Here is a 23,039-nt window from a genome sequence, read left to right on the forward strand (position 1 = left end):
GGGCTCAACGAAGCTGGGGATGAAAGGCGACAGCGGTAGGGGAGCCGGTGGGGATCGGCGTGCCGAATGGCGCCAGGGCACCGGTCTCGGGCCGGTAGCGGAACAGGTCGATGCGATCGCTTTCCTGATTGGCGACGGCAAGAACGGTGCCGGTCGGATCGAAGGCAAAATCGCGCGGGATATTACCGCCGCAGGGCGTGGTGCCGATAAAGCCGGCAATGCCGGTGGACTGGTCGATGGCAAAGCCCGCGACGCTGTCGTGGCCGCGATTGCCGACATAGAGGTGGCGGCCACCGGCCGCAAGATCCACGGCTGAACAGGAAACACCGGCATGCTCGCCGGGCGGCAGGGTCGATGCAAGCGCCAGCAGGGTGAAGCTGCCGGCATCGGCGTCGAAGGCGAGAGTGGCCAGGGTGCAGGTCAGCTCATTGACGAGATAGACGTAGGGCAATGTAGGGTGAAAACGGAAATGGCGCGGGCCCGAGCCCGGCGGCAAGACGGTTTCGCCATGGGGCGTCACGGCGCCGGTCTGCGCATCGAAGCGGTAGACCAGCAGCTTGTCGATGCCGAGATCGGCGACGACGACGAATTTATTGTCTGCGGTCCAGCGGATGCAGTGGGCGTGGGGGCGCTCCTGCCGCGCGGCATCGGGCCCAAGTCCGGTGTGGGTGGCTTCGGACACGAGAGAGCCCAGCGTGCCGTCGGCGGCGCGGGGATAGATGGCGATGGATTTGTTCGGCTTGGCGCTGATCGGCAAGCCGCCGTAATTGGCGATGCCGACGAAGCGACCGGAGTGGTCGTGGCCCAGATGGGCCGTGTAATCGCCGCGCGTGGGTTGTTTGGCGAGGTATTGCAAAGCGCCGGTATCGGCATCGATGGCGTAGCTAGTGACGAGGCCTTCGTTCCAGCCGGACACTTCACTGACGGCGGCGAGCGATTTGCCGTCTCTCGATACTTCGAGGAAGGTTGGGTTGTCGATGCCCTCGGTCACCGCGAGCGGCGCGGCGGCGCCGGTGTCGAGATCGAGCCGGAAGGCGGCGATGCCTTTGGCGGCGGGGTTGGCGACATAGCCGATGCCGCGATTGACGCCGCCGACATAGAACAGAACTGAGGGCATACGAACTCCAGATGATCTTGGGTGAACGGCCCGCGCCGACGCGCGGACCGATCGCAGCTTAGGCGGCCTTGAGGAATTCGGCCATGCGGATCAGGCCCTGCATGTAGCCGATGGCGTGGGAGCGGCCGCGATGGTTCCAGTCGCTGTCGCCATCCAGCTTGGGCACATGATCGTCGAGCAGGAAGCCGTCAAAGCCGAGCCTCGACAATTGGACAATGACCTCGGCGGGATCGAAATTGCCATCGCCGATGAAGCACTCGGTGAAGTTGGGCACCGAGCCCTGCACGTCGCGGAAATGGATGTAGGAAATGCGGCCCTTGGGGGCAAAAAAATCGATCATCTCGGTGACATTGGCCTTGCCGCCGGGCATTTCCGAACAGCAGCCGAGACAGAGGTCCAGCGCCCAGCTTTCGGAGCCGCCGACCAGGTCATAGGCCTTCTTGAAATTCTCCGGCTTGTAGAACAACCGCGCCACGCCACCGAGCATGGGTACCGGGGGATCGTCGGGGTGCAGCGCCAGCTTGAGCCCCTCCTGCTCGGCGACCGGCAGCACCGCGTTCATGAAATAGGTGTAATTGCTCCACATCTGGTCTTCGGTGATCACCGGGCCGTCCTTGCCAAATAGAGGCATTGAGGAGGCCCGGCCAAGCGTCGTCGGCATGAAAGAGCGCAGCGTTTCCAGATTGTCGATATTGGCTTCGACGACGGCCATGTCGAACTGCCTGGCAGTCGCCCCGCCGCGGGTCTGGCCCGAACGATCGGTGGTCCAGACCGAATTGGGCATGAAATGCAGGCCCAGCACCGGAATGCCGGCGCGGGCAACGGCGCGGATGGTGGCCTGGTAGTTCTCGATCTGCTCGTCGCGGCCATCGAGACCCATCATCGCCTTGTGATAGAAATGGGTGGGGACGTTTTCGATCGCCTCGAAGGTGAGGCCCGCGGCCTCGACCTGATCGACCAAAGCGCGCACATCGGCTTGCTCCCAGCGGGTATCGCCCGGCAGGGTGGGGTTGTTCATCTGCAGCCCCGTCGCGCCGATCTGGGCGGCAAAGCGCAGGCGCTCCTCGCTCAGATCGTGAAACTGCCCAACTGCAACTCGGATCGCCATGTTCGTTTGTCCCTGATTTATTGAAGTATCCGTCAGCCCTTGACCGAACCATCGGCCAGGCCCGCAACCATGAAGCGTTGTGCCACGAAGTAGAGGATCATCAACGGCAGCGAGGAGATCACCGCGCCGGCCATCAGCGGTCCCCAGGGCAGCACGTCGCTGGTGATGAGGTAGTTGAGCGCCAGCGGCGCGGTGCGCTGGGACTCTGAGGTAATGAGCACCAGGGCCAGCAGCAGTTCGTTCCAGGCGCCGGTGAAGGTGAAGATGGCGACCGCGGCAATGCCCGGCGCCGAGAGCGGCAAAACGATGCGGAACAGCACCCCGAGCCGCGTCAGCCCATCGATCATGCCCTGCTCCTCGACCTCGCGGGGCACGCCGCGAAAATAGCCCTGCAACAGCCAGGTCGAGAGCGGCAGCGAGAAGGTCAGGTAGACCATGATCAGGCCGAACAGCGAATTGCCGAGGCGCAGTTGCGCCATGACGATCGAGAGCGGGATGAACAGCAGCGAACTGGGCGTCAGATAAGCAAAGAGGAGCAGCCGCCCGACAAAGCCACGGAACCGGTAGCGGAAGCGGACCATGGAATAGGCGGCGAAGGAGGAGATGATGACCGAGATGATAGTGACGGTGAACGAGACGATCAGGCTGTTGCGGATGGCCACGAGGAACTGGCCGTCGCTGAGCAGCTTTTGGTAATTGTCCAGCGTGAACGTGCGGGGCCAGAGCGCGGGGACACGGTAGATTTCGCGCGGCAGCTTGAGCGAGGTGATGATCATCCAATAGATGGGAAACAGCACCAGCAGTACGGCGATCGCAAGCGCCGTGTAGCTCAGGACGCGCCCCAACAGGAAGCGGCGGCGCAGGCGGGCGCCGGCCTTGCTCTTGGCGAGTGGCATGGAAGCGGCAATAGCGCTCATCACTCTTCGTCCCGCATCATCAGCGAGGTGGCAAAGATGACGAGGATCGCCAGGATCGGCAGCATGGCGACCGAGACCGCCGCAGCCTCGCCGACGCGCTGGGTCTGCATGCCGAAATAGGCCAGGACCGGGAAGACCATGGTCGCATCGGACGGCCCGCCGGCGGTCAGCAGCCAGACATGCTCGAAGCCGTTGGCGGTCCAGATCGAGGACAGGAGGGTGGTGACGATCACCACCTGGCGAATGCCGGGGACGGTGACGACCCAGAAGCGTTGCCAGCCATTGGCGCCATCGATATGGGCCGCCTCGTAAAGGTCCCTGGGCACCGATTGCAAGGCGGCGAGTATGGAGATGAACCAGAACGGAAAACCCCGCCACACCGAGGCGAGAATAACCGAGCCCATGGCGGTCTGGCGCTGGCCGAGCCAATCGACGACATGGGGGTAAATGCCGGTGCCGGTCAGCACCAGATTGATGCCGCCGCCGATCGGCTGATACAGCACGCGCCAGGTGAGAAAGGCGACGAAGGCCGGCATGGCCCAGGGCAGCATGAGAAAAGAGCGGAAGAGGCCGCGGCCGGGGATGGCCTGATGCACCAGTAGAGCCAGGCCAAGACCCATCAGCAATTTGAGCCCGTCCGAAACCACGACGATGATCACCGTGTTCCAAATCGCGGCGGTGAAGGTGGCCGATTTCGAGAGGTAGATGAAATTGTCGAAGCCGATGAACCTGCCGACGCTGCCGACCACCTGGTCGGTGAACGAGACATAGATGGCAAAAAAGAACGGATAGGCGACGAGCCCGATGATCAGCAGGACGACGGGCGCCACCAACCCATAGGCAAACAGCCTTGTGCGCAGGCCGGTCGGCAGGCGCCGTGGGCGTAGTGGCCTGGTTGATGGGTCGGCGGCTAACGACATGGTCTATCCCGGAGGCATTCCCCGGACAGCCAGGTTCATGCGGCCAGTTGGTGATGCCGGGCTGCAATTGGCGATTTCTGCGCTTCCGGTGCTCAAGTACAAAATGTACGCTGCGCGCCGGTTCTCAAAAACCACCATTTTCGCTCCGTCCTAACGCAACTGTCCACATAACCTAGGCCGCCCCGGGGTCGAATAAATCTGGCGGGTCAGTACTTGTCGTAGATGATCTGGCCCTGGGTCTGGGCCTCGTCCATGGCCCGGTCGAAATCCCAGCCGTCGACGACGACGCGCTGGGCCATCTTGGGGATGATGAAGTTGGACGACAGATCGGCCCAGCCGGCGTTGTATACATCGGGAAAAGCTGGGGCTGTGCCCGCCTTGGCCAGGCCGAGCAGCCCGGTCAGGATGGGATTGGTGCCATCGAAGGCACTGAGCTGTTCCTGGTTTTTGAGCACCGGGCCATAGATCGCCACGTTGAAATAGGCGTTCATGAATTCGGGCTGCGCCAGGTGTTCGAGCAGCGCCTTGGCCTCGTCCTGGGCGCCGCTCGACTTGGTGATGGCGCGGGTTTGCGGGGTGATCGGGGACACGGTGCCCTTGGGTCCGGCGGGGAGCGGGGAGAAGGCGCTGCCGTCATAGAGTTCGGGATCATCATTCTTGGCGGCGATGCCGACCGAGCCGGTATTGGCAATGAAAGCGGCCTGGCCGGAGAGATAGGCCTGGTTGTCGCCGGCACCGTCCCAGGTGGTGTTGCCGGGCGGGAAGATGCCCTTGTCCCAGGCGTCCTTGAGCCAGGTGAGGTAGGCCCGGGTTTCCTCGGACTTGATGGTGACCGTCTTGCCGGTGTCATCGGCGATGCGGCCACCATAGGATTGCAGCACGTTGACCTGCACGTTGGCGTCGCCGACATTGGACAGCGCCAGGCCAAGGCCCGAAACCGGGGATTGGTTCACGGCAACGGCCTGCGCCACCAATTCGTCCCAGGTCTTGGGTGCCTCGGTGAAGCCGGCAGGCTCCAGCAGGTCCTTGCGGCGCAGCAGCAGGTTGCCGTTGACGCCAAAGGGCAGGCCGGTGCGGCCGCCGGCATCGGCAGTGGTGTCGGTCGCCTTGTCGGTGCCTTCGAACCAGCCGCCCTGGGCTGCGCCGATTTTCGCATAGAGATCGTCGAGCGTGATGAACTGGCCCTGGCGCGACAGCAGCAGCAACAGATCGAGCGAAAGATCGAGCGCGTCGGGCATGGTGTTCGACGATACCGCCGCCGAGACCTTCTGCACGGTCTCGTTCTGGTTGATCATCACCACTTCGGTGGCAACGCCATTGGCCTGGCCCCAGGCATTGATGGTGTCGGTCAAAAGCGTATTCGCCTCGTCCGAAAAGATCAGCCCGCCCCAATAGGTCAGCTTCTTGGCCTGCGCGATGGCGGGCATGGGAAAGCTGCCCGCGGCGGCAAGGGCAAGGCTGCTGGCGGCGGTGCCGAGCACGCGGCGGCGTGTCCAACGAGGCGCGGCACTGTTCGGCTTGTCGTTCATGAAGCTTCCTCCCACCCGGCTGGCGCCTTGGCGGCGGCTCAGCAAAACCATCCGGATCGTGTCGTTGCACGGGGCAGCGAGCATCCGGCGATGACTGCGACCCTCCTCCGGGCCCTTGACGCGATGCTTTTAAATATATTTAAACGCGTCTAGAAAATGTTAGAGCCGTGGCGTAAGACCTGTCAACGGCTTATTGCGACAGAATTACCGATAATCCTGATTGGGGGCCTGCAGTGGGTCAAGGGATCGACAATCCCGGTTATCTGGCATTCGTGGATGCGCTGCTCGATGGCAGGCTCAAACTCGGGCAAACCCTCAAGCAGGAGGAATTCTGCGCCATCCTGGGCATTTCGCTCTCGCCATTTCGCGAAACCACGACGCTGCTCGAGGCCGAGGGGCTGGTCACGGTGCGCCGCCGGATCGGGCTCACGATCTTTTATCCGGACGTCAAGTTCGTCGGCAATACCTTCCAGCTCCGCGGCATCCTGGAGCGCGAGGGACTGGCCAAATTCGCCCGCTCGGTCGGCCCGTCCTGGCTGGCCAAGGCCCGGGCCGACCATGATGCGATCATCGCGCATGTGGAAACGGTGCGCGATCCGGCGGTCTATCGGGAGCCGGTGCGGCAGCTGGAATGGGCGTTCCACAACAGCTTCATCGCCGCTTTCGAAAACCAGCAGATCGCGGTGATCTACGAGCGGCTGCACCAGAAGATGTTCCTGCTGCGGCTGGTCAACCTGGAATCGGTGGGACCGGCCAATACGGTCCAATCGATGCGCGAACATCTTGCCGTCATCGACGCTCTGGAACGGCGTGACGCCCAGGCCGCCGTCGCCGCGCTGGACCACCACCTGCAGGGCGTGCTGCACCGGGTGTTGACGACCTGAATGCGTTCTCGGGCACAAAAAAACGCGCCCCGGAGGACGCGCCTTATTTGGTGCTGTCGAAGCTTGTTAACAGCCAGACCGCTTTTTCTGAACTGCTAGGCAGTGAGATCAATATGCATAAGCGGATAAGATTTTCAACTCGGAAAATAGTTATATGAATTGATCGTGTGTAGGGTATTGATTTTGGCAACCGGTGGCGTTAGCGTTTTTTGTCAGCTAGCGCTGATTGGTTGCGGGAATGCCGTCTACACAAAATGCCGCTCTGCTTAAGCAAGGCGATCGTGTGTAGTTGCCGCCAGACTGCTTCTTCTGAACTGCTTGGCAGCAGCGCCTGTGCCTATCGTACAAATGCGCTTGGCACAGGCGCCGGTATTTGCAAAGCTGACAAGAGCTTGTGGGGGGCAATCATGGCAAATTCCGCGAAGGCGTTGTTCGCCTTCGATATCGGCACGAACTCGATCGGCTGGAGCGTGCTCGATCTTGAGGGTGACAGTCCAAGCCGCATCATCGACGGCGGCGTGCGCATCTTTTCGGATGGTCGCGAACCCAAATCGGGCACATCGCTGGCCGAGGGCCGGCGGGTGGCGCGGGGCATGTCGCGGCGGCGGGAGCGCTATAAAAGGCGGCGCAAGGCGCTGCTGCGCACGCTGGTAGAATATGGGCTGATGCCCGACGATCCGGCGGCGCGCAAGGCCCTGGTCGCCGAGACCAATGACCGCCGCGCCGACCAGATCGCCAGCGACGTCTATGCGCTGCGGGCCCGGGCGCTGGACGAGAAATTGCCCCTGCCCCATCTCGGGCGCGCGCTTTTTCACCTGAACCAGCGCCGCGGCTTCAAGTCCAACCGCAAGACCGACCGGAAGGACAACGACCAGGGCAAGATCGCCGCCGGCATCTCGCAACTGGGCGCGGAAATGGGCAAGGTGGGGGCCCGCACGCTGGGCGAGTTCCTCTACCAGCGGCGGCTTGGGGGAGACTGGGTGCGGGTGCGCCCGTCGCGCATGGCCGGCAGGGACGAGGGCAAGGCGGAGGAGGGTTATGGCTTTTATCCCGAGCGCAGCTTCCTTCGGGCGGAGTTCGACGCGATCTGGGACGCACAGGCAGATCACTATCCCGATGTGTTGACGCAGGAGCGGCGCGAGCATCTGGCGGCGGTGATCTTTCACCAGCGACCGCTCAAGAAGCCGCGCGTGGGCAAATGCAGCTTCAATCCCGATGAGGCGCGCGTGGCCAAGGCGCACCCGCTGTTCCAGGAGTTCCGGCTCTATAAAGAGCTGAACGAGCTCGAGATCGTGCATCGCGACGAACGCCACGAGAAGCTGACGCCCGAGCAGCGCGACATGCTGTTCGGCATTCTCAAGAGCCAACGCTCCTCGCAAATGAGCGCCATTCGCAAGGCGCTCAAGGCGCCCCTGGGGGCGCGGCTCAACAAGGAGCGCGAGGCCCGCGACAAGCTTTTGGGCGATGAGGTCGCCGCCGAAATGAGCGCCAAGGAGCGCTTCGGCCAGGCCTGGTTCGAGATGCCGCTCGATGAGCGCTGGGCGGTGATCGCCATGTTGATCGAGGAGGACGATCCGCTGGGGGTCACGGCCTGGCTGGAGGAAAGATACGGCTTTGCCAGCGAGCGGATCGACGCTATCGCATCGGCCCGGTTGCCGGCCGGCCATGGCCGGCTGGGGCCGACCGCACTGGCCGCCATGCTGGAGGAATTGCGCGACGGCACGGCAAGCGAGGATGGCACGGGCCGCACCGTCGTCTTGACGGAGAGGCAGGCCCTGGAGGCCGTGTGGGGCGACAATCCGGCGGTGACCAGCGCCGTGCGCGATCTGCACACCCTGCCCAAATATCAGGAAGTGCTGGCGCGCCGCATTCCGCCGGGCAGCGAGGAACCGGACGATCCCTATGACGTGCGCAAGGGACGCATCAGCAACCCGACCGTGCATATCGGGCTCAACCAGCTGCAGAAAGTGCTCAACGGTTTGATCCGCCGCTATGGCAGGCCCCAGGAAATCGCCATCGAACTGGCGCGGGAGCTCAAGCTGAGCGAAGAGCAGAAGGCCGAGAAGAACCGGGACATCGCCAGAAATACGCGCGACGCGCAGATGCGGTCGGAGCAATTGCGCAATCTGGGCCACACCGACAACGGCTATAATCGCGTATTGCTCAAGCTTTGGGAGGAGCTGGATGCCAATGTGCTGAACCGGGTTTGCATCTATTGCGGCAAGGCCATCGGGGTAGAAACACTGTTTTCCAAAGCAGTTGATATCGACCATATCCTGCCCTGGTCGCAGACGCTGGATGACAGCCAGGCCAATCGCCTTGTCTGCCATGTCGAATGCAACCGGCAAAAGGCCAACCATGCGCCGGCGGCCGTGCCGCAATGGCACGAGCGTTATGACGAGATATTGGAGCGGGCCAATCGCCTGCCGCTGAACAAGCGCTGGCGGTTCGGACGCGATGCGATGAAAAAATTCAAGGACGAGGAGAGTTTCCTCGCCCGGCAGCTCACCGATACGCAATATCTGTCGCGCCTTGCACACGAGTATGTCGCGGCCCTTTTTCCCCATGAAGAGCCCGACGAGTGGGGGGTGTTCGCCAAGAAGAACCATGTGCGGATCATTGCGGGCCGCATGACGGAGATGCTGCGCCGGCAATGGGGGCTGAACTCCATCATCAAGGAGGGCATTGCCCAGGACGAGGAACGCCGCGATGATGAGACCGACGCCGAATGGAAAGAACGACGCAAAAAGCTCAAGAACCGCAATGACCACCGCCATCACGCCATCGACGCGGCCGTGGTGGGCGTGACCAGCCGCGCGTTGTTGCAGCGCATCGCCACGGCAGCGGGTGGCCGCGAGGCATCGGGGCTGGAGGATACCATCCGCGACCTCCCGCCGCCCTGGGAAGGCTTTCGAGGCGATCTCAAGGCGGTGATCGATCGCATCGTGGTCAGCCACAAGAGCGACCACGGCACCCTGCCCCGTGCCGGCCAGATGGGCCAGACGGCCGGCGCCTTGCATAACGACACCGCCTACGGGCTGACCGGGCAGTCCGATGCCCGCGGCACCCCGATCGTGGTTCGGCGCAAGCCGTTCCTGTCGCTGACGGAAAAGGATATTCCGGCCATTCGCGACCGGCAATTGGCCGAGGCTCTTCATGCTGCGATCGCCGGCCTGTCCGGAAAGGAACTGGCGGCGGCACTGGACCGGTTCAGCCAAGGCCAAGCCTACAAGAACATTCGCCATGTGCGCATGATCGAGGTGTTGAACGTCATCGCCATCAGCGACAAAGAGGGGCGCGCCTACAAGGCCTACAAGGGCGATGCCAATTATCGCTACGACGTGTGGGAATTGCCCGATGGCAAATGGGTGGAGGAGATCCTCTCCATGTATGAGGCACACCAACCCGATTGGCAGTCGCGCGTTCACGCCGGAAATCCAGCCGCCCGGCGGGTGTTGAGCCTGCACCAGAACGACATGGTGGCTTATGAGCATCCCAAGAACGGGCCGACCATAGGCCGGATCGTCAAGTTCAGCTCGGGCATGGTAGCGTTTGCAGGTCATAAGGAAGCCGGGGCGCTGAAAGCACGCGATGCCGATGCCGAAGACAATTTCAAGTATTTCTACAAGGCGGCCGGCGCCATGAAAGCTGCCAAAGTGCGACAAGTGCGCGTCAACGAGACTGGCCAGTTGTTCGATCCAGGTCCGCAGGATCGAGAAAGTCGGATACTGCGGAAGCAAAATTGCGCTGATTCATAGTAAACCCGGTCATGCCTTGCCTCGGCAATTTGTTTTAGACTACGCCAAAAACATGGAGCGCGTGGTCGACATTGAAACCGAGGGTCTGTTCCTCGCCGTGCATCGCGGTTTTCTGACCGTGAACGCACAAAGCGAGGAGCGCGGCCGCATTGCGCTGGACGATATCGGCGCCCTGATCGTGCATGCCCACGGCACCACCTGGTCGACCAGCGTTTTCACCCGCCTCGGTGAACGCGGCGTTCCGGTCGTCATTTGTGGCACCAACCATGCGCCCGCAGCCATGGTGTGGCCGCTGGATGGGCATCACCTGCAAGGCGCCCGTATGCGGGCACAACTGGCGGCGAGCCGACCACTGTCGAAACAACTCTGGCGCCAGATCGTGGCTGCCAAAATCCGCATGCAGGGCGAAATCCTGCGTCGCAATGGCCGGGAAGCCGGTGCCTTCGACCTGCTGGCACGCAAGGTGCGTTCCGGCGACCCGGACAATATCGAAGCGCAGGCCGCCCGCCGCTATTGGAAGGCACTGTTGGGCCCCGATTTTTCCCGGGACCAGGACGCCGGCGCCATCAATGGGCTGCTCAACTATGGCTATACGGTGCTACGCGCCATCGTTTCACGCGCGATTTGCGCTGCCGGCCTGCACCCGACCTTGGGCATTTTCCACGCCAATCGCGCCAATGCCTTTGCCCTGTCGGACGATTTGATGGAGCCCTATCGCCCGTTGCTCGACCAATTGGTGGTGGACCTGGTCGCCAGCGGGAAAACCGAGGTCACACCCGAGACCAAGCAAGCGTTGACGCGCATCGGCACGCTAGATTTGCCCGGCCCTTTGGGCCAGTCGCCCCTTTCGGTTCAGGTGCAGCGCTTGGTGCATTCCCTGGCCTGCAGTTTTGAAACCGGTACGCCCCAACTCGACCTGCCAAGCCCGCCAAGCGCGATGATCGCCACCAATGGGGAGGCGCTGCTCGATGACGCGACGCGAGCATAAGGCCAATTCGGGAACAACTCACCTTAGCGGATATCAGCTCATGTGGATGCTTGTTACGTTCGATCTGCCGGTTGAGACCAAGCGACAACGCGCTGCCGCCAGCAAATTTCGCCTTGCTCTGCTTGATCTGGGCTTTGAAATGAGCCAGCTTTCCAATTACCTTCGCTTTTGCAACGGCAAGGAGCAATTTGAAGCTTATGTCCGCAAAATTGAAGCCCAACTGCCCGAATCGGGAGACGTCTACATCTTTCAATTCACCGACCGACAATACGAAAACATCGTGCGTTTCTCCGACCAAGGCCGTCGGGCGCAAAAGAAAAACCCGACTCAAATGGTTCTTTTCTGACCGGAAAATGCCTTTTCCAAGCACCGATACCGCCGATTTCCTGTTTGATAACAAGACGTTCGGACGGTATCGAGCTTAGCAGTTCAGAAAAAGCGGTCCAGCGGCAACTCGGACTCCTTCGAGTGGTCGGTCTGGAACAGCTTAGCAGTTCAGAAAAAGCGGTCCAGCGGCAACTGAACTGCACCGCGCCGTGATGCGTGACTCAGCTTAGCAGTTCAGAAAAAGCGGTCCAGCGGCAACCGAACGCTGCAACGACCGCTTCTGGCATCAAGCTTAGCAGTTCAGAAAAAGCGGTCCAGCGGCAACCAAGACCAGATATCGAGCTGGAAGGTGATTAGCTTAGCAGTTCAGAAAAAGCGGTCCAGCGGCAACACCCCACCGTCATACGACGTTCGGCCATTGAGCTTAGCAGTTCAGAAAAAGCGGTCCAGCGGCAACCATCTGCATAGCCCACAATCGACCACGGTTAGCTTAGCAGTTCAGAAAAAGCGGTCCAGCGGCAACATCGAAAAGCTCGATGCCGATCATAACCTGAGCTTAGCAGTTCAGAAAAAGCGGTCCAGCGGCAACTCTGGCGACAGATGACGAAATGGACATTGAAGCTTAGCAGTTCAGAAAAAGCGGTCCAGCGGCAACCCGAACCAGGCAACCAGGCGCCGCCCGTTGTAGCTTAGCAGTTCAGAAAAAGCGGTCCAGCGGCAACCTTGAAGCCCGCCGCCTGCATAATCGGAAAAGCTTAGCAGTTCAGAAAAAGCGGTCCAGCGGCAACTCAGGCCGGATGCTTTGCTATTCGTCGCCAAGCTTAGCAGTTCAGAAAAAGCGGTCCAGCGGCAACTGAGCCAGATCGGCGGCAGTTCCAGTCCAAAGCTTAGCAGTTCAGAAAAAGCGGTCCAGCGGCAACTCCAGTGGTGAACTGGACGGCAGGCTAAGCAGCTTAGCAGTTCAGAAAAAGCGGTCCAGCGGCAACTTGGGGGCACTGTCGGCGATGTTGACGATTAGCTTAGCAGTTCAGAAAAAGCGGTCCAGCGGCAACTACTCGGTCTTCAAGTCCTGATCGCGTACGAGCTTAGCAGTTCAGAAAAAGCGGTCCAGCGGCAACTAGTGGTAAGCCAATTCGTGCTCAGCGTCGAGCTTAGCAGTTCAGAAAAAGCGGTCCAGCGGCAACTGGTCGAATTAATGATGCTGATCGGCAAGCAGCTTAGCAGTTCAGAAAAAGCGGTCCAGCGGCAACCACAAGCGCCGAGGACAGATGGACCCTCACAGCTTAGCAGTTCAGAAAAAGCGGTCCAGCGGCAACCCGCATGATTCAACTACATTGCGGTTAAGTAGCTTAGCAGTTCAGAAAAAGCGGTCCAGCGGCAACAGAACTGGCCCTCGCGATCCGTCGCGCGCTAGCTTAGCAGTTCAGAAAAAGCGGTCCAGCGGCAACTGCGCCCCGCCTCCATCCACGGCAGGCTATAGCTTAGCAGTTCAGAAAAAGCGGTCCAGCGGCAACTCCGAAGCCTGAAAATGCGGGTCAAGAAGTAGCTTAGCAGTTCAGAAAAAGCGGTCCAGCGGCAACTTCTGCTGAAGGAGGGCGTGAAGGCCCATGAGCTTAGCAGTTCAGAAAAAGCGGTCCAGCGGCAACCCATCATGGCCGCGATCGCGACCGCGTCGGAGCTTAGCAGTTCAGAAAAAGCGGTCCAGCGGCAACCCAACTCTGGCGTTGAAATGTTTGGCGGCGAGCTTAGCAGTTCAGAAAAAGCGGTCCAGCGGCAACAGCCTGTTTCGATCTTGCTGGGGAGTTCGAGCTTAGCAGTTCAGAAAAAGCGGTCCAGCGGCAACGGCCACTGCAGCGCATCCAGGCTCATAGCCAGCTTAGCAGTTCAGAAAAAGCGGTCCAGCGGCAACTGCGGCACATGGCGCAGGCCGGGGTGCGGCAGCTTAGCAGTTCAGAAAAAGCGGTCCAGCGGCAACCCGCATCGGCATACCCCGCCGTAAAGGTGAAGCTTAGCAGTTCAGAAAAAGCGGTCCAGCGGCAACTCAAGGGCGCGATCGACAATGCCGACGCCAAGCTTAGCAGTTCAGAAAAAGCGGTCCAGCGGCAACGAAAATCTGAACCACCCCATCCTTGCCGCGAGCTTAGCAGTTCAGAAAAAGCGGTCCAGCGGCAACATGACGTCGCCGTTGCCTGCACGTCGCGGGAGCTTAGCAGTTCAGAAAAAGCGGTCCAGCGGCAACCGCGCCCTCGCCATTACCCGCCGCCAGGCCAGCTTAGCAGTTCAGAAAAAGCGGTCCAGCGGCAACTGCTCATTCTTTTCGCCCTTCGTTGCTTTGAGCTTAGCAGTTCAGAAAAAGCGGTCCAGCGGCAACGGTCAACGTCCAGCAGTCGATCAGTCAAAGAGCTTAGCAGTTCAGAAAAAGCGGTCCAGCGGCAACTTGAACCGTTCGATGGCGCGCTTTTCACCCAGCTTAGCAGTTCAGAAAAAGCGGTCCAGCGGCAACATCTCGCGCCGGTGCAACTTCCCGGCCCGCAGCTTAGCAGTTCAGAAAAAGCGGTCCAGCGGCAACTGGGAACGCGCATTGCGGCGGGTGAACTGGAGCTTAGCAGTTCAGAAAAAGCGGTCCAGCGGCAACCCTCCCAATTGGCTAGATCGGAGGCATGTCAGCTTAGCAGTTCAGAAAAAGCGGTCCAGCGGCAACAGGGCGAAATTCAGGCTGAATTTCTGGGAAAGCTTAGCAGTTCAGAAAAAGCGGTCCAGCGGCAACAAAGCGTTGCTCCACGAGTTTGCGCCGCCGAGCTTAGCAGTTCAGAAAAAGCGGTCCAGCGGCAACGCGCCAACCTTTCCGTGCATGCGCATCAGTAGCTTAGCAGTTCAGAAAAAGCGGTCCAGCGGCAACTCGCGCCCTTCGTTGAGAAAAGGGATTAACAGCTTAGCAGTTCAGAAAAAGCGGTCCAGCGGCAACCGAACGCTGCAACGACCGCTTCTGGCATCAAGCTTAGCAGTTCAGAAAAAGCGGTCCAGCGGCAACGTGAATTGCAGGCTGACGCGCTGTTCGATGAGCTTAGCAGTTCAGAAAAAGCGGTCCAGCGGCAACGCAGTGATTTGCCGTAAGCCGTAAGCCTTAAGCTTAGCAGTTCAGAAAAAGCGGTCCAGCGGCAACGGACCGGGCCGGTGATGTTGGTCGCGCCGGAGCTTAGCAGTTCAGAAAAAGCGGTCCAGCGGCAACCGATGGTCCCGAGAAGACACCGGACCTCAGAGCTTAGCAGTTCAGAAAAAGCGGTCCAGCGGCAACCAATTGCCGCCCATATAGACATTGCGATAAAGCTTAGCAGTTCAGAAAAAGCGGTCCAGCGGCAACTCAATTTCTCTAATCCGGCCACGTAATCCAAGCTTAGCAGTTCAGAAAAAGCGGTCCAGCGGCAACCGGCCAACGGGTCGAGAAACGCCCCGGTTAAGCTTAGCAGTTCAGAAAAAGCGGTCCAGCGGCAACTGAGCATGCGATTGAGGGCGCGGAGACCACAGCTTAGCAGTTCAGAAAAAGCGGTCCAGCGGCAACTGTATGGCAACACCAGCGGCGGGACCGTGCAGCTTAGCAGTTCAGAAAAAGCGGTCCAGCGGCAACCGTTCCTGACGTGCGTACCTAACCCTCACCAGCTTAGCAGTTCAGAAAAAGCGGTCCAGCGGCAACTCGGCGTCTCCAGCAACATCAGCGGCCGGAAGCTTAGCAGTTCAGAAAAAGCGGTCCAGCGGCAACCTGCCGCGTAGCGAGAATGGCTTGGCAGTTCAGCTTAGCAGTTCAGAAAAAGCGGTCCAGCGGCAACCGGTTCTAACTCTGGCGCTGTCCTGAGGAAAGCTTAGCAGTTCAGAAAAAGCGGTCCAGCGGCAACTGATGAACTTCGGCGGCGTTAGATCGCAACAGCTTAGCAGTTCAGAAAAAGCGGTCCAGCGGCAACTCAAACGGGCTGCGCCGCTGAATGACCGGGAGCTTAGCAGTTCAGAAAAAGCGGTCCAGCGGCAACTTGCGGACCGTGAGCGTGAAGCTGGCAGCGAGCTTAGCAGTTCAGAAAAAGCGGTCCAGCGGCAACTGCCCCATCTGGTGGATGTGTTCCGGCAGAAGCTTAGCAGTTCAGAAAAAGCGGTCCAGCGGCAACTCGCTCATGGCTATGATGCCCTCGCCATATCAGCTTAGCAGTTCAGAAAAAGCGGTCCAGCGGCAACGGAAAAGCTTCGCGTCGATGATCAAAATCGAGCTTAGCAGTTCAGAAAAAGCGGTCCAGCGGCAACTAGCCCATACTGGTACAGTTCATGCGCAAGAGCTTAGCAGTTCAGAAAAAGCGGTCCAGCGGCAACGGGCGGCGGCCTTGAGTTCGCTGGCGGGGTAGCTTAGCAGTTCAGAAAAAGCGGTCCAGCGGCAACACGGCACCACAACTGAGCGCGTAGCCAGCGAGCTTAGCAGTTCAGAAAAAGCGGTCCAGCGGCAACACCAATGGACTTCACCAATGCCAGAGCCGCAGCTTAGCAGTTCAGAAAAAGCGGTCCAGCGGCAACTCGCCTTTGCCACGGGTCTCGCGCCCGACGAGCTTAGCAGTTCAGAAAAAGCGGTCCAGCGGCAACGCAACCTTCGCGCGGCCCTTATTAAAGCCCAGCTTAGCAGTTCAGAAAAAGCGGTCCAGCGGCAACTCGTCGAACATGACGTCGGATTGAAACACGAGCTTAGCAGTTCAGAAAAAGCGGTCCAGCGGCAACCAATTGCCGCCCATATAAACATTGCGATAAAGCTTAGCAGTTCAGAAAAAGCGGTCCAGCGGCAACACAGATGATAGAACCTCTTGAACGATCGAGAGCTTAGCAGTTCAGAAAAAGCGGTCCAGCGGCAACGCCAGCTCGACGATATCGGTTTCGCCTGGCAGCTTAGCAGTTCAGAAAAAGCGGTCCAGCGGCAACTGGCACGCGCGCCGAGCTGGAATCGCTTGGAGCTTAGCAGTTCAGAAAAAGCGGGCCAGCGGCAACACAATGCGCGACTACTCCTTCGGGAGCCGCAGCTTAGCAGTTCAGAAAAAGCGGTCCAGCGGCAACTAGCCGGGACGCGCATCTATATCGGTGGCGAGCTTAGCAGTTCAGAAAAAGCGGTCCAGCGGCAACAGGCGCTGCGCATCATGCACAGCCTGGCACAGCTTAGCAGTTCAGAAAAAGCGGTCCCACATCGTACTACATGGAAATCTGCATGATGTGCAATCTAGGAAAGGTGGGAATCGCGATGCATTTGGGTGAAGCCGGTATTTACAGGCAGACTAACTTACCCGGCACGCTTAATGGCGGGCCAGGCAACTATGAAATTGGGGTAAAATACCCAATGAACCCCTTTTCAACTCAAAACCCTCGGGTAACCCATCGCTTTTTTCGACCGTGGTGACGCAGTGGAATTTCAAGCTCAGGAATGGTTCATTGATGACGTTAAATTGGGCGACATCGTTGACCTCACTATTGGCCGGACAAAGATTGGAGGTCGACCGCGGACATACGAAATTGCTCAGCTTGGTATTACCATTGCACTAGATATCGAAGTGGAGCGGGGAATTCGTGTTGGAGCCGTTCGCGGCTCTGATATGAGCCAAGTCTTCGTCGACTGGAGCGACGTCATTTTATATTCCACAGAAAGCAAGGCGGTTAAGCTGCTAAGTTTTTTTTGGCAGGGCGTTTCGTTTGAGGAGAATGTGACCATAGCATTGGGCCAGGGAGAGATTCTTGTTTTTTATCGCGATGGATATCGTAGTTTTGATTATCCCAACAACTTCGATATTGAGAGTATTACGGTGCATTCAGAGGATATTGTAGTAAATTTCTCACATGGAGAACAAGAACGTTTTAAGAAATTGGAGTCGGGGGGCGAAAGTTCCTGATTCTATTACCAATGAATGCTCAAGCGCTCAGGTTTGTTGGCTCATGTTATTGCCCGCGAGTTTATCGACTTGACCGCAGAGCTTGTCGGCATCGCTCATAGGCAAGATATTGGTGAGTCGGTGGTCGCCCGTGCCTACAAGGGCAAATCCGGCCACCATGGCAGCCGCGTTCGAGAACGCGACTTACCTTGCTCCCTGCATTTGATCCGGTTTGAAGTAGGCTCTGGCCCCAGTAAGGACCGGAGATGGAGCGCAGCAGGTTCACTGAAGATCAGATTATCGGTATTGAATGAGGACGAGGCGGGATGCCGGTCGCCGATCTGTGCGCAAGCATGATGAGCAACGCCAGCATCTGCAAGTGGAAGGCCAAGTATAGCGGCATGGACCTCGGCGAGGCCAGGAAGCTGAGGGCGCTGGAGGATGAGAACGCCATCACCGGATCAGCTAGTTCCGGCATGGTGGTGTCAGGCTCGGTTCGAGTTTGGCAATCAGAAAACCCTCGAGCGGCGCAAGCTTGCAGCCTGATTAACTGGGCGCACAACAGATCAAATTTTGGCAAGGCTGCCCGGCTTGACTGGGAACCTTGCAAATGCAGAGAACTAATCCGGCATGCTATTCCAACCTAGGAAACGCGATCACGCCATTGCATTGCTGGTACTTCGATAAAACGGTGCAGCAAGATCGAGCTGGTTATGACAAGTGCGAGGTAAATTGGCACAAGGGGGTGGCTAAACGGGATGCCGAGCTGGCGCCAAGCGAATACGAAGAGCGGATGCACGAGATAGATGGAATAGCTGATATCGCGAATTGGACTCCACATGCGCCAGGTCAAAGCTTTGCCCAGGTAGCCCTTTTCAGATGCCAGAACGACGATGATGACGGCAAAAAGACAGGGTGCAAGCAGGTCATTTCGTGGGTCGTGCCCATCGGGCAGGAACAAAATCGCCGCGACGGCGACCAGCGCAATTTCGATGGTTGATAGCAGTCGTCGGCCCTGAATCCCGGCAATTCGCCGATAACCGTAAAAAGCGACGACCCCGCAGCAAAATCCCAGGATGCACCGCAGCCCGCCAAAGCCGAGCAGCGAACTGGAGACACGCTGCAGATTGACGTCCATGACGTTGGGGGAATAATTCGCTATCAGCGCCAAGCATAGAACGGCACCGGCAACGCACAAACTACACAGAAGGGCGGGGTGTTTCGTCAACGGGAAGACGGCGGCGAAAAACGCAAGGCTAAGCCAGAATTCTACAGAGATCGACCATGCAATGCCGATGGTGGTGTCGGCAAAGATAACGGTTGCACCATTGTCGAGGCCCATGGCCTGCAATAGTGCCGCCGATATGGCGTAGTAGTACACTGGATCAGCAAGGCCATGTAGCCAAAGCACGGTTGCGGCGGATGCGACGAATAGAACGGCGTAAAGTGGAAACAGCCTGAAAAACCGGCGCGCTACAAAAGCGCGAAAGAACTGGTCAAATTTCGGTCTTGGATCGAACAGGATGGACTGAAAGAGGACGAAGCCGCTCAGGACGAAAAAGAAGTCGACTGCCAGAAAAAAGGCCCTCGGGAAAGCTGTGCTCGTGCCGTTCCAATAGAAATAATGGCCGGCGGCCACCGCCAGAGCCAAAGCCGTTCGAACGGTATCAAGGCCTTTAAAATTTTTCTTCAAGCGCTGTCCCACAGCTCAATTTGCGCACGGGATTCCGCGAAACGCATCATGGGCTGAGTTAATTGGTCATCGACACCAAAGTACATCCATATTCACTGGCGTGCCGCCGCGTCATATGCCGACGAGCTGCCGGCCTGGCCAAAAGTGCCCCGGTTCTTGTCTTCTGTCGAAGTGTTCGTCCCACGTGGCATGTTGGCGTGGGTATTGCTCCCACGCCGTGGACAGAGCGAAGCGTGTCGGGTGTGGACGCTGTTGGGTCCGGGTGATTGGCGGCGGCTATGAGACGATGGCGGATATGTCGAGGCTGTAGATCTGGCGCTGGCCGGTATGGGCGGAGTCGATGCTGACTTTGCGGCCGTCGCGGCTCCAGCGGGGGTGCAGGTCGCAGCGCAGTTCGTTGCGAAGCTCGGGCGGCGAATAGAATTTGCCGATATCGACACGCCGGCCGGTGGCCAGTTCATAAAGGATCAAAGTGCGATCCTGATTGGCATCGGGATAGGTGTCGGTCAGCATCCAGCGGCGATCGGGCGAGAACGAGCAGTGGCCGTCCGAGGAGAAGACATCCTGGCCGACGGGGGTGAACTTGTCCTCGTAAAGATCGTAGAGCGCGTATTCGTCGCGCTGGGTGCCGGGGGTGCGCGCATAGGCGACGATGGTGCGTTCGTCCAGATAGCCGAAATGGGAGAAATAGGTGTTGTCGTGAACGAGCCGGATATCGCTGCCGTCAGGCGATGAGCGATAGAACCGATCGTTGAAGCGCAGCTTGGGATCGAACTGGCAGCGGTTGAGAAAGACGAAGTTGCTGCCGTCAGGCGAAACGGTCAGGTGGTTGACCCAATGGGGTCCCAGATGCATACGCGGGATGGTGTGGGTTTCGAACAGGCGCTGCAGGGAAATGATCAGCTCGCTGGCACCGGTCGCAAGATCGATGCGGTAGACGCCGTCATCGTCGGGGTGGGGAGCGGGCAAGGTGTTCTCGGCGCCATCGGGATAGCCGTAGCCGGGGCGGGTGTGGTGCAGGCGGGCATAGTTGAGGCCCAGCGCATAGTGTTCGCCCACAGCATAGAACGAGCGCGACAGCCGCCGCTTCTCGCCGGTCTCGATATTGTGGATGACGGCATAGAAGCGATCATCCTCGCGGACATTGTAGATGATGGTGTGTTCGGGCTCGGAAGGCAGCCATTGGAGCATGGTGCCCTGCTGCCAGCTCCAGGCCGAGGTTTCGGCGAGCGGCGTCCAGGCATTGCCATTGTGGGTATCGATGATGCCGATGACGGCCATGTCCTTTCGCGTGGGCTGGCGATCGAGAAACTGCGTCTCTAGCCCCAGGTGATAGCGCCCGCTGCGGTTCCAGGGGAACTTGTCGTAATAGCCGAAGAAGTGCTGGTGACCGGTGGTTATCGCCTCGACGGGCACCACATGCTGCTCGATTTTGGGAGACCGCAAGGCTGCGGGGCCAGCGCCGCTCTGGGGCGCAGAGGCCGTGCCGATGGACAGGGGAAGACGATGCTCGATGCTGGTCATGGCAAAATACTCGGCAAGAGGTGGGGTGGCCACGACATCGTAGTCGCCGCCAGGAAGGTTGGTGATGGGCGTCAACGCGATGCGGATCACGTCGGGGCTAAGCTGCACCTGTCGCTCGGCATAGATGCGCCCGCCTGCTGCGATCAGGCGCAGCGTCACATCGCATAGCTCGTCGAGCGGGGGGTCGACGATCAGGTCGATAGAGCCGCCCGGCTCAGCCGGCGCAAGATCGAGCCGGGGCAGGACCCGGCGGTACTTTTCCAGGCGGTCGTTGGCGGGCTCGTTCATGCGGGCACCCGTTCGGGGCCGGGCGCGCCGATGCCGGCAAGGCCCAGGGTTTCGGCATAATGGCAGCGGGCCTGGTGATCGGGCCCCACCGGGCGCAGCAAGGGAAGCTCGGTCTGGCAGCGCTGGCCATCGTTGAAGCGGCAACGGGTATGGAACGGACAACCGGACGGCCGGGCAAACGGATCGGGGACTGTGCCGGCAATGGGCTCCAGGCGCCGGCCGGTCTGGCGCTGGCCCAGGCGCGGAATGGAATGCAGCAGCGCATGGGTATAGGGGTGGCGCGGGGCAAAGAAGATATCGTCGACCGGCGCCGCTTCGACCACCTGCCCCATATACATGACCACGACATATTCGGTCATCTGCGCCACCACGCCCAGGTCGTGCGTGACGAACAGGATGGCCATGCCGAACTCGGTCTGAAGCTTGCGCATCAGGGCCAGGATCTGCGCCTGGGTCGTGACGTCGAGCGCCGTGGTCGGCTCGTCGGCGATCAGGAGGCGCGGCTCGCAGGACAGCGCCATGGCGATCATGGCGCGCTGGCGCATGCCGCCCGACATCTCATGGGGATATTGATCCACGATCTGCTCGGGGCGCGGCATGGCGACCCTGGCCAGGATGTCGATGGCCAGGCGCCGGGCTTCGGCTGCGCCGACGCGCCGGTGGAGCATGATGGCTTCGATAATCTGATCGCCGATGGTGTGGACCGGGGACAGCGAACTCATCGGCTCCTGGAAGATCATGGCGATTTCGCCACCGCGAATGGCCCGGATCGGACGGCCATTGCCGTCCAGCGTGGTCAGGTCGACCACCTCCCCGTCCTTGCGCCGAAACTTGAGGTGGCCGCCGACGATCTTGCCGGGATTGGGCACGATACGCAGGATCGAGCGCAGCATCACCGATTTGCCGCAGCCGCTTTCCCCCACAATGCCCACTGCCTGCCCTTCGCGGATGGCAAGGCTGGCCCCGTCCACGGCGCGCACCGTGCCCTGGGGTGTGTGATAATGGGTCTTGAGCTCGTCGATATCGAGCAGGACCGGGTTCTGGTTCATGCCGGTTCCCCGTAGCTCAGATCGGGCGCGACACCGGCCAGGTGCAATTCCTCGGCGCGGTGGCAGCGCACCAGCCGGCCCGGCACGATCTCGCGCAATTGCGGCTCCTGGGTGCGGCAAGGCTCGATGCAAAAGCTGCAACGCGGGTGGAAATGGCAGCCGCTGGGCAGGTTGACCGCATTGGCGATATCGCCATCGAGGATCCTGGGCAGGCCGACGGCGCGCGGATTGGCAGCCGGCACCGCCGACATCAGCGCTTCGGTATAGGGATGCAGTGGCCGCTCGAACAAGGCGCTGGTCTGGGCCAGCTCGACGATTTGGCCCACATACATCACGGCGACCCGGTCGCAGAGATATTCGACCACGCCAAGATCATGGGCGATGAACAGATAGGTCAGGGTCTGTTCGGCCTGCAGATCCTGCAGGAGGTTGAGGATCTGGGCTTGTACCGAGACGTCGAGTGCCGAAACCGGCTCATCGCAGACGATGACGCGCGGATTGAGCGCCAGGGCCCGCGCGATGCCGATGCGCTGGCGCTGCCCGCCGGAAAAGGCATGGGGATAGCGCACCATGTGGTCGGCGCGCAGGCCGACGCGCTCGAGCAATTCGCCGACCCGTCGGCGCAGTTCGGCGCCTTTGGCGATGCCGTTGACGAGCATGGGCTCGCCGATGATATCGAGCAGCGTCATGCGCGGATTGAGCGAGGAAATGGGATCCTGAAAGATCATCTGGACGTCGAGGCGGTAGGGCTTGAGCTGGCGCGGAGTGAGCCTGGCCAGATCGACCGGGGCGCCTTGGCGGGGGGCATAGATGATCTCGCCAGCGGTGGGGTCGAGCGCCCGGGCGATGCAGCGCCCCAACGTGGTCTTGCCACAGCCGCTTTCCCCGACCAGGCCGAAGGTTTCCCCCTCATAGATATCGAAGGTGATGCCGTCGACGGCACGGATGGATTTGCCCGGCTTGCCGGCCCAGGTGGCCTTGCCGCCATAATGTTTCTTGAGGTCGCGGACCGACAGGACCGTCTTGGCCGAAGCCGATGGCATGGTCATGGATCG

Annotated in this window: 14 protein-coding genes, 1 pseudogene and 1 CRISPR repeat array; of the genes and pseudogenes, 6 read left to right on the top strand and 9 right to left on the bottom strand. The window is 60.1% G+C overall.

The features are described 5' to 3' along the window. Positions 1-4: 4 nt before the first annotated feature. From ACFE8X_RS12510 to ACFE8X_RS12530, 5 genes are all read right to left on the bottom strand, one after another. Positions 5-1,117: a lactonase family protein gene (locus ACFE8X_RS12510; protein ID WP_375451812.1), complete on the bottom strand. Its 1,113-nt coding sequence runs from the start codon at positions 1,115-1,117 to the stop codon at positions 5-7. 58 nt (positions 1,118-1,175) lie between these two features. After that, positions 1,176-2,225, bottom strand: coding sequence for a mannonate dehydratase (locus ACFE8X_RS12515; protein WP_375451813.1), 1,050 nt, complete (start codon positions 2,223-2,225; stop codon positions 1,176-1,178). Positions 2,226-2,257: 32 nt separating this feature from the next. Next, on the bottom strand, positions 2,258-3,142 hold the full coding sequence (locus ACFE8X_RS12520; protein ID WP_375451814.1) for a carbohydrate ABC transporter permease: 885 nt from the start codon (positions 3,140-3,142) through the stop codon (positions 2,258-2,260). Next, on the bottom strand, positions 3,142-4,062 hold the full coding sequence (locus tag ACFE8X_RS12525; RefSeq protein WP_375451815.1) for a carbohydrate ABC transporter permease: 921 nt from the start codon (positions 4,060-4,062) through the stop codon (positions 3,142-3,144). Before ACFE8X_RS12525 ends, ACFE8X_RS12520 begins: the two co-directional genes overlap by 1 nt. 206 nt (positions 4,063-4,268) lie before the next feature. Beyond that, positions 4,269-5,591, bottom strand: coding sequence for an ABC transporter substrate-binding protein (locus ACFE8X_RS12530; protein ID WP_375451816.1), 1,323 nt, complete (start codon positions 5,589-5,591; stop codon positions 4,269-4,271). Positions 5,592-5,824: 233 nt separating this feature from the next. Between ACFE8X_RS12530 and ACFE8X_RS12535 the strand changes: the two genes are divergently transcribed. From ACFE8X_RS12535 to ACFE8X_RS12560, 6 genes and pseudogenes are all read left to right on the top strand, one after another. Further along, complete coding sequence (locus ACFE8X_RS12535) at positions 5,825-6,475, top strand: GntR family transcriptional regulator (protein ID WP_375451817.1); 651 nt, start codon at positions 5,825-5,827, stop codon at positions 6,473-6,475. A 407-nt stretch (positions 6,476-6,882) separates the two neighbouring features. After that, positions 6,883-10,233 carry a type II CRISPR RNA-guided endonuclease Cas9 gene (cas9, locus tag ACFE8X_RS12540; RefSeq protein WP_375451818.1) on the top strand — a complete coding sequence of 1,117 codons (3,351 nt, stop codon included), beginning with the start codon at positions 6,883-6,885 and terminating at the stop codon, positions 10,231-10,233. A 52-nt stretch (positions 10,234-10,285) separates the two neighbouring features. Further along, a complete protein-coding gene (cas1, locus tag ACFE8X_RS12545; protein ID WP_375451819.1) occupies positions 10,286-11,221 on the top strand; it encodes a type II CRISPR-associated endonuclease Cas1 in 936 nt (311 codons plus the stop codon). Continuing rightward, positions 11,202-11,567: a CRISPR-associated endonuclease Cas2 gene (cas2, locus tag ACFE8X_RS12550; protein ID WP_375451820.1), complete on the top strand. Its 366-nt coding sequence runs from the start codon at positions 11,202-11,204 to the stop codon at positions 11,565-11,567. Before cas1 ends, cas2 begins: the two co-directional genes overlap by 20 nt. A gap of 72 nt (positions 11,568-11,639) precedes the next feature. Continuing rightward, positions 11,640-16,759: a CRISPR direct-repeat array (repeat unit 36 nt; unit sequence AGCTTAGCAGTTCAGAAAAAGCGGTCCAGCGGCAAC). Positions 16,760-16,968: 209 nt separating this feature from the next. Beyond that, positions 16,969-17,451, top strand: a complete 483-nt coding sequence (locus ACFE8X_RS12555; protein WP_375451821.1) for a hypothetical protein — start codon at positions 16,969-16,971, stop codon at positions 17,449-17,451. 245 nt (positions 17,452-17,696) lie between these two features. Next, positions 17,697-17,882, top strand: a pseudogene (locus ACFE8X_RS12560) (transposase); the annotation flags it as partial. Positions 17,883-18,073: 191 nt separating this feature from the next. Here the strand turns inward: ACFE8X_RS12560 and ACFE8X_RS12565 are convergent. The 4 genes from ACFE8X_RS12565 to ACFE8X_RS12580 all read right to left on the bottom strand — a co-directional run bounded on the left by ACFE8X_RS12565 (position 18,074) and on the right by ACFE8X_RS12580 (position 23,033). Beyond that, the gene (locus ACFE8X_RS12565; RefSeq protein WP_375451822.1) at positions 18,074-19,123 is read right to left on the bottom strand and encodes an acyltransferase family protein; all 1,050 of its coding nucleotides are present in this window, start codon (positions 19,121-19,123) and stop codon (positions 18,074-18,076) included. Between the two features lie 276 nt (positions 19,124-19,399). Beyond that, positions 19,400-20,935, bottom strand: coding sequence for a hypothetical protein (locus ACFE8X_RS12570; protein ID WP_375451823.1), 1,536 nt, complete (start codon positions 20,933-20,935; stop codon positions 19,400-19,402). After that, on the bottom strand, positions 20,932-21,984 hold the full coding sequence (locus ACFE8X_RS12575; RefSeq protein WP_375451824.1) for an ABC transporter ATP-binding protein: 1,053 nt from the start codon (positions 21,982-21,984) through the stop codon (positions 20,932-20,934). The genes ACFE8X_RS12570 and ACFE8X_RS12575 overlap by 4 nt, the downstream gene beginning before the upstream one ends. Beyond that, complete coding sequence (locus ACFE8X_RS12580) at positions 21,981-23,033, bottom strand: ABC transporter ATP-binding protein (protein ID WP_375451825.1); 1,053 nt, start codon at positions 23,031-23,033, stop codon at positions 21,981-21,983. Before ACFE8X_RS12580 ends, ACFE8X_RS12575 begins: the two co-directional genes overlap by 4 nt. Positions 23,034-23,039 lie beyond the last annotated feature (6 nt).

This window comes from uncultured Devosia sp. (assembly GCF_964244875.1).
GTDB lineage: Bacteria > Pseudomonadota > Alphaproteobacteria > Rhizobiales > Devosiaceae > Devosia.

Coding starts and splice junctions, on each gene's coding strand:
- ACFE8X_RS12515 (WP_375451813.1), bottom strand. CDS start 2,225: ATGGCGATCCGAGTTGCAGTTGGGCAGTTTCACGATCTGAGCGAGGAG.
- cas1 (WP_375451819.1), top strand. CDS start 10,286: ATGGAGCGCGTGGTCGACATTGAAACCGAGGGTCTGTTCCTCGCCGTG.
- cas9 (WP_375451818.1), top strand. CDS start 6,883: ATGGCAAATTCCGCGAAGGCGTTGTTCGCCTTCGATATCGGCACGAAC.
- ACFE8X_RS12530 (WP_375451816.1), bottom strand. CDS start 5,591: ATGAACGACAAGCCGAACAGTGCCGCGCCTCGTTGGACACGCCGCCGC.
- ACFE8X_RS12520 (WP_375451814.1), bottom strand. CDS start 3,142: ATGAGCGCTATTGCCGCTTCCATGCCACTCGCCAAGAGCAAGGCCGGC.
- ACFE8X_RS12570 (WP_375451823.1), bottom strand. CDS start 20,935: ATGAACGAGCCCGCCAACGACCGCCTGGAAAAGTACCGCCGGGTCCTG.
- ACFE8X_RS12510 (WP_375451812.1), bottom strand. CDS start 1,117: ATGCCCTCAGTTCTGTTCTATGTCGGCGGCGTCAATCGCGGCATCGGC.
- ACFE8X_RS12580 (WP_375451825.1), bottom strand. CDS start 23,033: ATGACCATGCCATCGGCTTCGGCCAAGACGGTCCTGTCGGTCCGCGAC.
- cas2 (WP_375451820.1), top strand. CDS start 11,202: ATGACGCGACGCGAGCATAAGGCCAATTCGGGAACAACTCACCTTAGC.
- ACFE8X_RS12575 (WP_375451824.1), bottom strand. CDS start 21,984: ATGAACCAGAACCCGGTCCTGCTCGATATCGACGAGCTCAAGACCCAT.
- ACFE8X_RS12525 (WP_375451815.1), bottom strand. CDS start 4,062: ATGTCGTTAGCCGCCGACCCATCAACCAGGCCACTACGCCCACGGCGC.